The organism is Peribacillus sp. NPDC055009 (assembly GCF_053608705.1).
In genome coordinates this window covers 108,126-121,257 of sequence record NZ_JBSGVZ010000006.1, presented here as the reverse complement: position 1 = coordinate 121,257, position 13,132 = coordinate 108,126, and the positions used below count along the sequence as shown (strand labels likewise).

At 39.6% G+C, this 13,132-nt stretch carries 13 protein-coding genes; 1 reads left to right on the top strand and 12 read right to left on the bottom strand.

The features are described 5' to 3' along the window. Positions 1 to 460: 460 nt before the first annotated feature. The 9 genes from ACWF5P_RS11825 to ACWF5P_RS11785 all read right to left on the bottom strand — a co-directional run bounded on the left by ACWF5P_RS11825 (position 461) and on the right by ACWF5P_RS11785 (position 7,981). Positions 461 to 715 carry a YciI family protein gene (locus ACWF5P_RS11825; RefSeq protein ID WP_101224938.1) on the bottom strand — a complete coding sequence of 85 codons (255 nt, stop codon included), beginning with the start codon at positions 713 to 715 and terminating at the stop codon, positions 461 to 463. A 12-nt stretch (positions 716 to 727) separates the two neighbouring features. Then, positions 728 to 2,170 (bottom strand): aldehyde dehydrogenase family protein, encoded by a 1,443-nt coding sequence (locus ACWF5P_RS11820; protein ID WP_434168398.1) that lies wholly within the window; start codon positions 2,168 to 2,170, stop codon positions 728 to 730. Between the two features lie 37 nt (positions 2,171 to 2,207). Then, the gene (locus ACWF5P_RS11815; RefSeq protein ID WP_101224939.1) at positions 2,208 to 2,513 is read right to left on the bottom strand and encodes a hypothetical protein; all 306 of its coding nucleotides are present in this window, start codon (positions 2,511 to 2,513) and stop codon (positions 2,208 to 2,210) included. Positions 2,514 to 2,617: 104 nt separating this feature from the next. Continuing rightward, positions 2,618 to 3,178 carry an NADPH-dependent FMN reductase gene (locus tag ACWF5P_RS11810; RefSeq protein ID WP_101224940.1) on the bottom strand — a complete coding sequence of 187 codons (561 nt, stop codon included), beginning with the start codon at positions 3,176 to 3,178 and terminating at the stop codon, positions 2,618 to 2,620. 57 nt (positions 3,179 to 3,235) lie between these two features. Beyond that, positions 3,236 to 4,720 carry an aldehyde dehydrogenase gene (locus tag ACWF5P_RS11805; protein WP_230177892.1) on the bottom strand — a complete coding sequence of 495 codons (1,485 nt, stop codon included), beginning with the start codon at positions 4,718 to 4,720 and terminating at the stop codon, positions 3,236 to 3,238. Next, on the bottom strand, positions 4,717 to 5,529 hold the full coding sequence (locus tag ACWF5P_RS11800) for an alpha/beta fold hydrolase (protein WP_101224941.1): 813 nt from the start codon (positions 5,527 to 5,529) through the stop codon (positions 4,717 to 4,719). The genes ACWF5P_RS11805 and ACWF5P_RS11800 overlap by 4 nt, the downstream gene beginning before the upstream one ends. Then, positions 5,529 to 6,107, bottom strand: coding sequence for an amino acid synthesis family protein (locus ACWF5P_RS11795; RefSeq protein ID WP_057278565.1), 579 nt, complete (start codon positions 6,105 to 6,107; stop codon positions 5,529 to 5,531). Before ACWF5P_RS11795 ends, ACWF5P_RS11800 begins: the two co-directional genes overlap by 1 nt. Then, positions 6,108 to 7,253 (bottom strand): LLM class flavin-dependent oxidoreductase, encoded by a 1,146-nt coding sequence (locus tag ACWF5P_RS11790; protein WP_434168397.1) that lies wholly within the window; start codon positions 7,251 to 7,253, stop codon positions 6,108 to 6,110. Between the two features lie 20 nt (positions 7,254 to 7,273). Further along, on the bottom strand, positions 7,274 to 7,981 hold the full coding sequence (locus ACWF5P_RS11785; RefSeq protein WP_230177894.1) for a GntR family transcriptional regulator: 708 nt from the start codon (positions 7,979 to 7,981) through the stop codon (positions 7,274 to 7,276). Between the two features lie 327 nt (positions 7,982 to 8,308). Between ACWF5P_RS11785 and ACWF5P_RS11780 the strand changes: the two genes are divergently transcribed. Then, the gene (locus ACWF5P_RS11780) at positions 8,309 to 9,721 is read left to right on the top strand and encodes a purine-cytosine permease family protein (RefSeq protein ID WP_101224944.1); all 1,413 of its coding nucleotides are present in this window, start codon (positions 8,309 to 8,311) and stop codon (positions 9,719 to 9,721) included. Between the two features lie 187 nt (positions 9,722 to 9,908). Here the strand turns inward: ACWF5P_RS11780 and hmpA are convergent, their stop codons facing one another. From hmpA to ACWF5P_RS11765, 3 genes are all read right to left on the bottom strand, one after another. Further along, positions 9,909 to 11,129 carry an NO-inducible flavohemoprotein gene (gene hmpA, locus ACWF5P_RS11775; RefSeq protein WP_434168396.1) on the bottom strand — a complete coding sequence of 407 codons (1,221 nt, stop codon included), beginning with the start codon at positions 11,127 to 11,129 and terminating at the stop codon, positions 9,909 to 9,911. Between the two features lie 287 nt (positions 11,130 to 11,416). After that, positions 11,417 to 12,400, bottom strand: coding sequence for a ketoacyl-ACP synthase III (locus ACWF5P_RS11770; protein ID WP_057278560.1), 984 nt, complete (start codon positions 12,398 to 12,400; stop codon positions 11,417 to 11,419). A 304-nt stretch (positions 12,401 to 12,704) separates the two neighbouring features. Next, positions 12,705 to 13,055 carry a winged helix-turn-helix transcriptional regulator gene (locus tag ACWF5P_RS11765; protein ID WP_101224946.1) on the bottom strand — a complete coding sequence of 117 codons (351 nt, stop codon included), beginning with the start codon at positions 13,053 to 13,055 and terminating at the stop codon, positions 12,705 to 12,707. Between the last annotated feature and the right edge of the window lie 77 nt (positions 13,056 to 13,132).

The following is a 13,132-nucleotide window of genomic DNA, read 5'->3' as shown; positions in this document are numbered from 1 at the left end:
AAAAGATTCCAGTTGATTTCAGAAATCAGCTCCCTTTCCGTCGACTGTCTGCCAAGCCTCATCAAAGCAAGCGACTCCGGGGTCGTAGCTAGCCAGTTAAGCAGCTACTCAATTCTATAATTTTTCAACTGAATAAGCCATCTTGCCATCACATGATTCAGCTTAATTCAAAAAAAGCCTTGTATAGACAAGACTTTTAAACCCATTTTTTCCTGCCTGTTTAACTACACGAAGCATTTTTTTATTTCGCTCTTTGATCCTTTTCCACTAATACTTTCACAATATAACAACTGGCAGTTATCAAAGATCATTCCTCACTTTGGTATAACTTTACCTTTTCGTTATCGAGTTGCTTTGCACATAAAAAAGGTTGCCTCGGCAACCTCCCTTTAATGAAGGAACTGTCTCCAGATCCCAGTATATATTCATCGCATTGACACGCAATCATAACGTTTCATTATTAAATGTTCCATTCTTTTAATTCGAGTCTCCGCACTTTATGTACAACGTGAGGATCATTTTCCGCTAAAGAGAGTGCTTCTTCAAATGTGTCTGCAATATAAACAACCAAGCCGCCTGAGCCATCCGCAAAAGGGCCTCTTGCAAAAACCTTCCCTCTACGATCAAGTTCGTTTAAATACTCGATATGATGTGGACGAACTTCTATATTTTTTTCAGCATCAATCATATGTAAAATTGCTGCATAATAAGCCATTCTTTCCACTCCCTAATTTCGGTTCCAGACAACCAGCTTCATTTCTGTCATTTCTTCAACTGCATATTTTAATCCTTCACGTCCAGTTCCACTTTCCTTCACTCCACCGTACGGCATATTATCCACACGGAATGTCGGAATGTCGTTGATCATGACTCCACCAACTTGTAAATTTTCCGCTGCATCCAGTGCTGTACCTACATCGTTCGTATAAATCCCTGCCTGCAGGCCATAAATTGAATCATTCACCAAATCAATTGCTTGTTCTACTGATTGAATCTTGTTAATCAAAACGATTGGGGCGAACACTTCTTGACAAGATACCTTTGTGTTAGTATCTGCATCCAATATGACGGTCGGATGAAGGATATTGCCTTCCGTTATTCCACCTGTTGCAATCTTGGCTCCACCTTGTCTTGCCTCTTCAATCCAATTGAGGCTTCTTTCAACATCATTTGGGGAAATCAAAGCGGAAACATCCGTTTCTGGATCAAGCGGATCACCTAATTTTAATAGTTTGGTAGCTTCTATAAACTTTTCAACAAAGCGATCGTAGATTTCTTCATGAGCATAAACTCTTTGCAAAGAAATACATACTTGTCCCTGATTGGAAAACGCTCCCGTCACACAACGAGAAATGATTTTATCGATATCCACACCCCTGTCAATAATGACAGCTGCATTTGATCCCAGCTCCAGCGTCACTCGTTTCAATCCGGCTTTGTTGCGGATGCCAATCCCGACTCCTGGGCTGCCGGTAAAAGTAATCATACTTACTCTAGAATCAGTGACCAACTTGTCTCCAACCACTCTTCCTCCACCTGTGACCACATTTAATGCTCCTGCAGGCAATCCGGCTTCCTGTAATAATTCTCCGAGGAACAGAGAGGATAGAGGTGTTTGGCTTGCTGGCTTTAATACAATTGTATTACCTGAGGCGATGGCAGGACCTACTTTATGAGCGACTAGATTCATGGGGAAATTAAAAGGTGTTATGGCCCCAATCACTCCAATCGGTTCACGTACAGTGTAACCGAGTCGGTTTTCGCCACCTTGGGCGGCATCCAGCGAAAGCGTTTCTCCATGAATTCTTTTCGCTTCTTCAGCCGCAAACTTGTAGGTTTCAATTGTTCGCGCCACCTCGCCCTTAGCGGTTGTAACCGGCTTTGCTGATTCAATAGATATGATTTTGGCGGCTTCATCCGCGCGCTCTGTAAGAAGATGGGCCAATGTTTCCAGGATTTTCGCACGTTGATGGGCTGGCATTTTTGCCATCACCTTAGCAGCTTTTTGCGCCGCTTCAATAGCTTGGTCGGTTTCTTCGTCTGTGGCCAGGGGGATTTCAGCTATGACTTCTCCTGAATAAGGAGAACGAAGCAAACTATACTCCTTCGCCTTCACCCATTCCCCTTTAATTAGTAAATGTTTTTTTTCTACTTTATCTATGATTGTCATGTTCTCAGCCACCCTTCACTCTTTGTAAGTGCTTCATCTAAAGATTAGAGGCAATTTTTGAAACAGTCGATTCCATTCTTGGAAAATAATACTCTTCTAATTTTGTCGTTAAGCCACCGTGACCAAATTTACAGTGATTATTTTCACTCTCGGAACTTCGCTTAATAAATTCAAGAAAATACAATATACTATTGCGCCTTTCTAGAATGTTACTAATTCCTTGCTTATAAAACCAGGCATCGATGGTATTATAAACTCCTCTATTAATCCCATACTGTTCATTACAAACTTTAATAAAGGATAAATCAGTTAAGTTTATTATCTCTTCTACATCTAATAGCAATTTGTCCCCTCCTTGCTACTTAGCTCTGCTAATTGAAATGTACTCAATTCCAAAACGATTTTTTATCAGCTGGAGTTTATTAAATCTCCTAAATCTACCGCCCTTTAGCTTAATTGATGCTCTGGTTTAGTACTTTTCAGTGCTTTTTGCATAAAAACGATTTCTTCACCCAGCATTGAAATACGTTCCAAAACTTCCTCATCAACCAGTTCGTTTTGTGAATTGAAATGGTCGTTATGAGCATAAACAGAGCCAGGTGCAACAAATGCACGGAAATAGCTGGCTATAGGTTTCAACTGATTTTCAATGACTAAATAATGCTGGTAGGTTCCACCGGTAGCCACTAGCCCCATTACTTTATTACGGAAATCCTTCGGGGGGATCAAATCAAATAAGTTTTTAAGAGCTCCTGTAATTGACCCTTGGAATATTGGGGTTCCTATAATGTAAAAGTCTGCTGAGGTAACGATATCAATTACTTTTTTCGTATCTCCAGTGTATGTTGACGGATTACGGCCATCACAAAATTGAACATCATACTTTTTCAAATCAAGCAATTCGACTTCGATATCAGGATGGTTATTCTTAACTTCCTCTAAAACCTTTTCAATAACAACTTTCGTCTTCGTTCCTATTATCGTTCCTGAAATCCCCAGTAATTTCATTTCACTTTTCCTCCTTATTAAATCTCTTAGATAAAAGTGCCTACCCAAAAATCCCCATTACCTCATTATGAACGGGTCAGGAATCGGTTCAGATGATGTATTGATCCAAACAACTTTATCTTGCATATATTCATGAATCGCTTCATAGCCCCCTTCTCTTCCATAACCGCTTAGGCCAGATCCGCCGATTGCAGCAATTGGTGAAATACTTCGATAGGTATTCACCCAAACAATTCCAGCACGTATAGCTTTCGCGACTCGATGAGCTTTTGCAATATCACTCACCCAAATTCCAGCTGCCAATCCGTAATCAGTACTGTTTGCTAATTGAATAACCTCTTCTTCATCTTTAAAAGGGATAACACTTAACACAGGGCCAAATATTTCTTCCTTTGTAATACGGGAATTATTATCGTGATGCTCGAAGATCGTGGGTTCAAAATACCAACCTTTTTCTAAATATTCAGGCTTTTTACCTCCGCAAACAAGTTTACCACCTTCATCTAACCCGATAGCCACGTATTTTTCGACTCGCTCCAATTGGGCCTGCGTAGCCAGCGGACCCATTTCTGTTTCATCTTGAAAAGGATCACCGATCTTGATTTTCGATACTCTGTCTACGAGTTTTTGCATCACTTCATCGTAAATATCAACATGTAAAAATGCACGCGAACCTGCCACACAACTTTGTCCTGAAGCACCAAAAATACCAGCTATGATACCCATCGCCGCATTATCCGGATTAGCATCCTCAAACACGATATTGGGTGATTTCCCTCCAAGTTCAAGTGATACCTGCGCAAAATTTTGAGCCGAATTACGAACAATATGCCGTGCTGATTCTGAACCTCCCGTAAAGGCCACACGCCTTACAAGAGGATGGGAGGTGAGTGTATCGCCTACAGGAGTTCCAAAGCCGGTAACTACATTGACTACACCAGGTGGAAAACCAGCTTCTTCAACCAGTTTCACCAATTCCAATAGAGAGGCCGAAGTCATTTCCGAAGGTTTAATGACTATGGTATTTCCTGCAATAAGTGCAGGTGCAAGCTTCAAGGTTGTTAAATAAAGAGGGGAATTCCAAGGAGTAATGGCGGCTACTACCCCCAGCGGCTCTTTGGATGTAAAAGCGAACATATCTTTTTTATCAATTGGTAAGGTTTGACCATGGATTTTATCTGCTAGACCCGCATAGTAATAGAAAAATTCAGGTAAATATTTTACCTGACCGCGCATTTCGCGTATTAATTTCCCATTATCCAATGATTCGACTTTCGCAAGCTCTTCAGAGTGATCAGCAATCAGCTCTCCAAGCTTTCTAACCAGACGCCCCCGCTCCGTGAATGTCATATTGGTCCATCCCGAATGCAGGAATGCATTATGCGCAGATTGAACGGCATGATTTACATCTTCAGCATTCCCTTTAGCGACTTGACACCAAGCTTCTTCGGTTGCAGGGTTATAACTATCGAAATATTCACCACTTGATGATTCTATCCATTCCCCGTTTATATACATCTGATATTTCTTCAGCTCTTTCACATCGAGTCACCCCTTTGCTTTTGTCTTTCAATAAACGACCTAATAGCTTCGTTCACTATTTTGGCTCCTTCTATCGGCAGCATATGCCTCATATTTGGTACTATCATTAATTCTGAATCCACAATCTTTTCATGCATTTGTCTTGCCATTTCGGGATTTGAACCTACATCATGCTCCCCTGTTATAATTTGGGTCGGTATATTAATCTGGTGGATCTGCGGCCACAAATCTTCATCCGCAGTTGCAAAAAGTGTATAGGCCGCTAAATATGAAGCAGCATCGTTTGTCTGAAGTCTTTCCCGAATTTCACTTACAGTTTCTTCCTTTGAATTCAAGAATTCAATATTAAACCATCGTTTAATGGCCGGTTCAATTGTTGCCAAAGGGCCCGTTATTTTCACTTCTTCCACTCTTTTTAAAACGGCTTTCCTCTGTTCCTTCGTCCGATTGGCCACTGCGTTCATAATTGTTAGCGTTTTCACTTTATCCGGATATTTTAATGCAAATGCCTGAGCGACCATACCACCCATGGAGAAACCAATAATATGACTTCCTTCAATCCGTAAGTGATTCATTAGTTCTGCTAACTGCTCAACAAACTGTGAAAGGGAATAAGGACCCGGAGGATGCTCAGATCCTCCGTGCCCAACCATGTCATATGTGATAACACGGAAATGTTTCGACAAATCTTCAACTTGTTTTTTCCACATCGTAAGATCAAGACCAACACCATGAATAAAGATAAGCGATTGCCCCATCCCTTTCTCTTCATAATGAAGCGAATCTTTTCCATGTAATGTAGTTGGCATTAAACCAGCCCCATTTCAACCATATCTTGATGCCTGTTTCCTGTTCTCGGATGAGGACGTCCTCCTGTAGAAGCCCCAATGGCAACAACGATCTCATCGGCCCTAGGTGCATCAGGTATAGAAGCTTCAAATGTAATGAAATGAGAGCGTTCAGACTCATCTGTCTTATGTACCATCGGTATGAGCACCGCAGATCCAGCGCCACCACGCTTATTAGTAAAGCTTAAGATACTCGTTCCTTTCACGGCGTCCCTGAATTTGTTACCGAATTTCAAAGTGTGGATAAAAGCTGATGCATGCTCAACCTCCCCATCAACACCCACGACAGCTGCCTTGCCGAATGCTTCGACGTCATCAGCGGAATCAATGTGCTTAAATAGTTCAGCAACTAATAGTTCGCCAATTTGCGGTGCAAATTCATCAATTTCCGGTTTTAAATTATCAACATATCCTCTTCCAGCCCATGGGTTTTTGATAACCGCCATAGTTGTTATCATCTTGATGGGATTCTCTACTTTTTTACCGCCCTCAATACGTGTTTCTTCAATAGCTGTATACACTTTACGAATATCTAACATTTACATTACCCCCAATTTAGTTTTTGTGAATCTTGGCATTACTTCTTCCGTGAACAATTTTAAACTTTTCATCATTTTTTCATGTGGCAAACCATTATGGTTCACCCAAAGCAGCAATGTTTCCAAATTCAGTTCTTCCTTCAATTCCTGAATTTTCTCTGCTACATAGTCAGGTGTACCAAACAATAAATTTCTTGGGTGTAAGAATTCATAGTTCAATTCCTGCCCTTCTTTTACTGTTTCGCCCGGATCCATAAGGTTGCTAAGTCCTCTCCAGTGACAAATCCAGCGATAATTGTTCAATACTGCTTCTGCCGCATCTTGACGAGCCTGTTCCATCGTTTCCGCTACATATACATCACGTACCAAAGCAATACCCTGACCAAGTGGCACTTCATAGCCTTTGGATTTGGAAGCCCTTTCACGGTACAGTTCAAAACGGCCTTTTAATTCTTTGACGGTCGGCATCCAAAACATTCCTTGTATATCGTTCTCCGCGGCCAATTCAATAGAACGCGGTGAATCAATTACCTGCCACAGAGGAAGTGATTGCTGGTAAGGTCTAGGCATAAGGGAAATCTTATCAATTTCTCCATTCTCCATATCCATAAATTCCGGTGTTGATGGGCTCATAGGGTGACTCCACTTTAAACCTTTAGGAGGAAATTGATAGATGTCACCTTGATGTGAAAAGAAACGGTTTGACCAAGCCTTTTTTAAAATTTCCAATGTTTCCTCAAACAGTGCACGGTTTTGTTCTTGATTTGCCGGATCAGCCAAAGTGTTTAAATTAGCCGCTTCCCGTCCGTATAATCCACGTGCCAGACCAACTTCCACACGTCCTTTGCTTAACTGATCAAGCATTGCTATGTCTTCCGCCAAACGCAGCGGATGCCAGAAAGTGGCGACATTCGCAGCTTGTCCAATTCGAATGTTCTTTGTACGTGCAGCAATATCAGCCCCCATTAAGATCGGGTTAGAAATCAATTCATTTCCTTCATGACCAAAGTGGTGCTCGGTATACCAAATCGAATCATAACCATTTTCATCACAATAAATAGCTTGCTCACGGGCTTCGTCCAGCACTTTATAATATTCATCATGTCTTCCCTGTCCTGCAAGGTTTGCAAAGATTCCAAATTTCATAGTACTCATTCCCCCTCATATCACTTTTTTTGACCAAGTTTCTTTGCTATGTCCATTTTAAGTTGCATTCCACTTGCTTTTACATGCTCTCGCATGGCCTTCTCCGCTTCCTCCCGATTGCCTTTCTCTATAGCAATCAAGACCGCCTGATGTTCCTTTAGTGATCTCTCACGGCGATTCGGATCTTCAATGGTTAAAAAGACATACTGTCTATAAGGTATTTGATTGAGCAGCAAATTTAGCATGTAACTTAATTTAGAGTTATTGGCGCCTTCTTGGATGACTGAATGAAAAACATCATTAGCCTCGACATATAGCTTTTTATCCGAGGTTTGTATAGCAACCTCCATGTCAGACACTGCTTGCTTAAGGTTATTAATGTCTTCAGCACTCCCGCTTTCTGCAAGCAGCCCCGCTGCGAGCCCTTCCATTACTTCCTTTAAAGTAAATAACTCATCCAGTTCCTTTTCAGTTGGTTTGGTCACACATGTTCCAACCCTTGGAATGATCTCGACTAACCCTTCTCTTTCTAGCTGTTTAAATGCTTCCCTTATAGGGGTTCTACTAACTTTGTAATATTCAGATAAAACAGTTTCCGATAATTTTTGTCCTGGTTCATAATCTCCAGTTACTATGGATTCGCGTATAGCGTTCGTAACCTGAGCAGTAATCCCCAACGTTAAGATAGCTGTAATGAAAAGCCCCTCCTTTTTAAAAGTTTGTACCATGTACCATGCAAGCTCTTGATAAGTGCAATTATAGGTCATGAAAAATAGACTGTCAATTCAAAAAATATAAAATTTTTATTTTTTATTGGAAGACATGTTGTTCCACAATTTTCAAACTAGAGTTTAATATTTCCAATCATTCAGTCTAATGATCAATCTGATTTATTGAAATTCACTAGATGAATGAACGGATATTTTATGATAGTTAACTAAAAATTATTTTTTCTGAAAATATTGACATCTGTATACGCTTACAATTATAGTGATTCTATAAAATAAGCTTGCATGGTACATGGTAGTATACCGAATTTGATAGGGGGTAAATTGATGAAAGTTGAAACTCGCAGTATAGAATATATTCCGGCAGATGAACGCCATGGCAAGGCCCGTGATTTATTTCCAATTTGGTTTGGGGCAAATATGCATATTACCACCCTTGTGACCGGGGCATTGCCCATTACATTAGGTCTTAATTTATTTTGGAGTCTGGCTGCAATTATTGTCGGTACCTTATTAGGCGCCATTTTCATGGCCTCCCATTCAGCTCAAGGACCTCAACTCGGAATTCCGCAAATGATCCAAAGCCGGGCTCAATTTGGTGTAATCGGAGCCATCTTCCCCTTGTTTCTCGTTATGTTTGTCTATTTAGGCTTCTTTGCCAGCAGCGGTTTGCTTGCAGCACAAACCTTAAGCAGTTTAACAAAGATCGACCAAACATGGAGCATAATACTTTTAAATGTACTTTGTTTCGTGGCCACCATTTATGGCTATAACTTAATTCATAAAATGCAAAAATTATTATCCTGGGCGTCTCTTTGTATTTATATTGTAGCTACATATATAGTCTTCCAATTGCAAGTTCCGGCAGGCAGTTGGGCCATTGGGAATTTGGATATACCAGTGTTTTTGCTGGCAGTGAGTATGGTTGCTACATGGCAATTGGCATATGCCCCCTACGTTGCAGACTATTCTCGCTATCTACCGATAACCACACCCACGGCCCATACATTTTGGTATAGTTACGCTGGCACAGTCATCGGGACTATATGGATGATGACATTAGGCGCAACCTTAACCATAGCGATTCCTAACTTCCTTGATCACTCTGGCGGTAACTTGGCCAGCCTGTTTGGAAATTTTGCTATAATCATGTTCTTTATAATCATCTTTGGACAGCTTGCTATAAATGTCTTTAACCTATATGGAGCATTCATGGCAACCATAACAACAATTGAACCGTTTATTAAATTAAAGGTCACACCGAAAGTACGAATAGGAATGATATTCTGTGTAACAGTAGCAGGTACCGTTTTGTGCTTACTAGGTCAGAGTAATTTCCTATCCTTTTTCTTGAATTTCATCTTTTTCATTAGTTATTTTTTAATTCCCTGGACATCCATCAACCTTGTTGATTATTATTTGCTGCGACATGGCCATTACAATGTAAAAGACATTTTTGATGTGAACGGTCAATATGGCAAAATAAATTGGATTACTTGTATGGCATTTCTTGTATCAATCTTGGCGGAAATCCCTTTTATAAACACATCATTCTATGTAGGACCGATAGCCAAGGCTTTTGAAGGAGCAGATATCGCTTGGATTATTGGGTTAGTTGTCCCAGCTGTTTTGTATTACTTCCCAATGAGAAAAAAGTTGAATACCGCTGAAAATGCAATAAACAAACAAAAGATTGGTTCGTTAGAGAAAACAAACGCTTCCGAAGAGAATGTTAAGTAAGATAATAGAGAACCGTAAATGAACTGCACCCAAAATGGAGGTGCAGTTTTTTTGACCAAATATAAAATAAAAAGGCATGAGCCCGGTAGATTACCGGGTTCATGCCTTCAAGGCTGTTTAAATAAAGTGCCTAACCATTTGGGTTCACTTCAATGAAAGATCCTTTTTATTCACAAATGTAGTTTACTTATTTTTCTCCTAAAATAGCGAGTGGACTAAATACTTCATAATGAATATGGTCTTTTGATACACTCCATTTATTCAGGGCCTCATTGATTGCTTCCATAAAAGGAATAGGTCCGCAGAAATAAAAATTAGCTTCTTTTGATGGAACGACAGATTGCAGGAAGTCTAAACCCACGTATCCTTCTTTATCAAAATGTCCAGAGGTTCGATCGGCTTCTGATGGTGCACCATAGACTACAAATGATTTTATATGTTGATGTTCATTCACTATTTGTTGCAGATGATCTTTAAAAGCATGTGTTTGACTATTGCTTGTTGCATGGATAAACGTAACCTGACGTTGTGGTTGCTTTTCTATAATGGTAATTAACATGCTAAGCAAAGGTGTAATTCCAATACCGCCACTAATTAGAACAACGGGTAAATCGGTGTTATCCAGTTCGAAGTCACCTGCTGGAGCAGAAAATTGCAGCGTATCTCCAACTTCCAGCTGTCTATGTAAATAGTTAGATACAATTCCAGATGGAGCATCTCCATGGGCATCTTCACGTTTAACACTAATTCGGTAGTACTCCTTACCAGGTGAATTCGAAAGACTGTAATGGCGTATGTGCGTATATTTCTCGCCAGGAATTTCAGCCTTAAGTGTTAGGTATTGCCCAGCATGATAGGAGGCAATGGGTTTTCCATCTGTAGGCTTTAGATAAAAGGAGGTTACCACATCACTTTCTTTTATCTTTTTATCGATATTGAAACTTCGATATCCTTCCCATCCCCCAGGCTGATGTTCTGTTTCCTCATAAAGGTTTTTTTCAATATCAATAAAGGCATCTGCAATATAGCCATAGGCCTTTCCCCATGCCTCTATGATTTCATCTGTGGCTGCGTCACCCAACACATCTTTAACTGCTTGAAGCAACGTTTCACCTACAACCGGATACTGTTCAGCCTTGACCCCTATGGCACGATGTTTCTCAGTAACTCTTTTAATTACAGGTTTTATCGCTTCAAGGTTCGTAATATGTTCACCTGCAGCATAGACTGCATACCCCAAGGCCTCTTGTTGAATTCCTCTTTTTTGGTTCGTTTGGTTAAAAAGATTATACAAATCAGGAGCTTTTGAAAATAGTAATTCATAAAATCTCTTTCCTATTGATTTACTATGTTCCTTGAGAACAGGTGCTGTTGCCTGAACGATTTCTATGGTCTTAGCATCAAGCATGTTAATATTTCCTCCTCAAATTTCAGGGATATATACTGTAAATAGCATTCCCACTAACTATTGGAGTAAACATGATATTTTGGCCCTGTTCACTTATCACTAACCAACCCAAACTTCTTACTAAAGGCTACTTCCGCCCATTTGGAGATTTTGAAATCCCTTAACATAATTCAAAGACACCATACCTATTAGTACAGTGTCTTTTGTTATTTTAGTATCCTTGTTAACTTAAACTGGCCCTTTAGATCAATAAGAACAAAGCTGCTTATCAGTAACAGAAAAAAGTGTTATAGGGTCCAATTGATAAGCAATCCAGCTTGAGCTAATCCACCGCCGAAACCATATAATAAAACCTTCTCACCACCACTGAGCTTCCCTTCTTTTAATCCTATTTCTAAAGCTAATGGAATTGTCGCTGAAGAAGTATTTCCATACTCCACTAAGCTATATAAAGTACGCTCAATTGGAAAGCCACTTCTATCACATATTGACTCAATCATTCTTAAATTTGCACTATGCGGTACGAACCAATCAACATCATTCAATTGATATTCGGCATTTTTCATCACAGTTTGCATTCCTTTTGGAACGGTCGTGACAGCCCATTTATAAACCTCACGTCCATTTTGTACAAGGTTGCCGCTATCATTTAAGTCTTCACCATTTATGCGTGTCGATAGGTTTGTACTATATAAATGTTTTCCGCCTTCACCCTCCGAATATAAATGTGAAGAAAGAAAACTTGGCTGTTTTTCATCATATTCTACAAGAACTGCTCCTCCGCCATCTCCAAATAAAATACAAGTGGCTCGATCTTCATAGTCCATAAGTTTTGATAAAGTATCCGCTCCAATAACTAGGATTTTCTTATTTAATCCCGATGTTACTAATCCATTAGCTACATGCAGCCCATAAGTAAATCCTGCACAGGCAGCGTTTAAATCAATAGCTCCAGTATTCTTAATACCTAGCTTTGCTTGGACTAAAGATGCTACACTTGGAGTATTGAAATCAGGAGTAAAGGTACAGACAATGATCATATCAACATCTTCGACAGATTTATCATACCGTTCCATTAAATCCTTTACAGCTTTATAACCTATATCACTAGTAAACTCCTCTTCATGTGCAATTCTTCGTTCTTTAATACCGGTACGTTTAACAATCCATTCATCATTGGTTTCAACCATTTTTTCTAAGTCTTTATTTGTTAACCTTTTTTCAGGAACATACGAACCTATCGCAGTAATACGTGCTTTGGATTTGAACATAGAATAGCCACCTCGTGTGTATGAATTGCATCATTTTATAACTTGATATTAACACCTGGTACTAATTATAAAGCAAAAAAAATCTTATGCAACTAACCGTTACATTTTAAGAAAAAGAGCGGGTCAAAGCAACTACTTTAAAGTAAAGCACCTGTTAGTTATTACAATCTCTAGAGAGACTGCCAAAAGTCATCTTCAAGACATTTTGTATTTCTGACAATTATACTGATAACTTGAATAAATTCTGCTTGCATCACTGAACTTGTCAAAAAAAAAGCCATACTCCTAGTTGATGCAGCTCTTACTATTTATGATGGCGACAAATTTGTTCTTGTCTTTCGAGATTTTGTTCAACTGCATATGTAGTGCCCCATTCACACATTGTATTTAATACAGGTACAAAGGATTGACCCAACTCAGTTAAACTGTATTCTACTTTTGGTGGTACTACTTTATATACTTCTCTTCGGACAAGCCCATCTCTTTCCAACTGCTTTAATTGGTCGGTCAAAACTTTCTGGGTAATGGCCGGTATTAGAATATAAAACTCTTTTGTCCTCATTGGTTTTTGACTCAGAAAAAAGAGGATTAAGCATTTCCACTTTCCTCCTACAGTATTCATGAAAATATTTATTCCAGTATTTAAACTCTTCATTCCTCATTCCTCCTGAATAGGCACATAAAGGTGGCTATGCCACTTTATTGTGCGTTATTTTCTTCTACATCATGTGT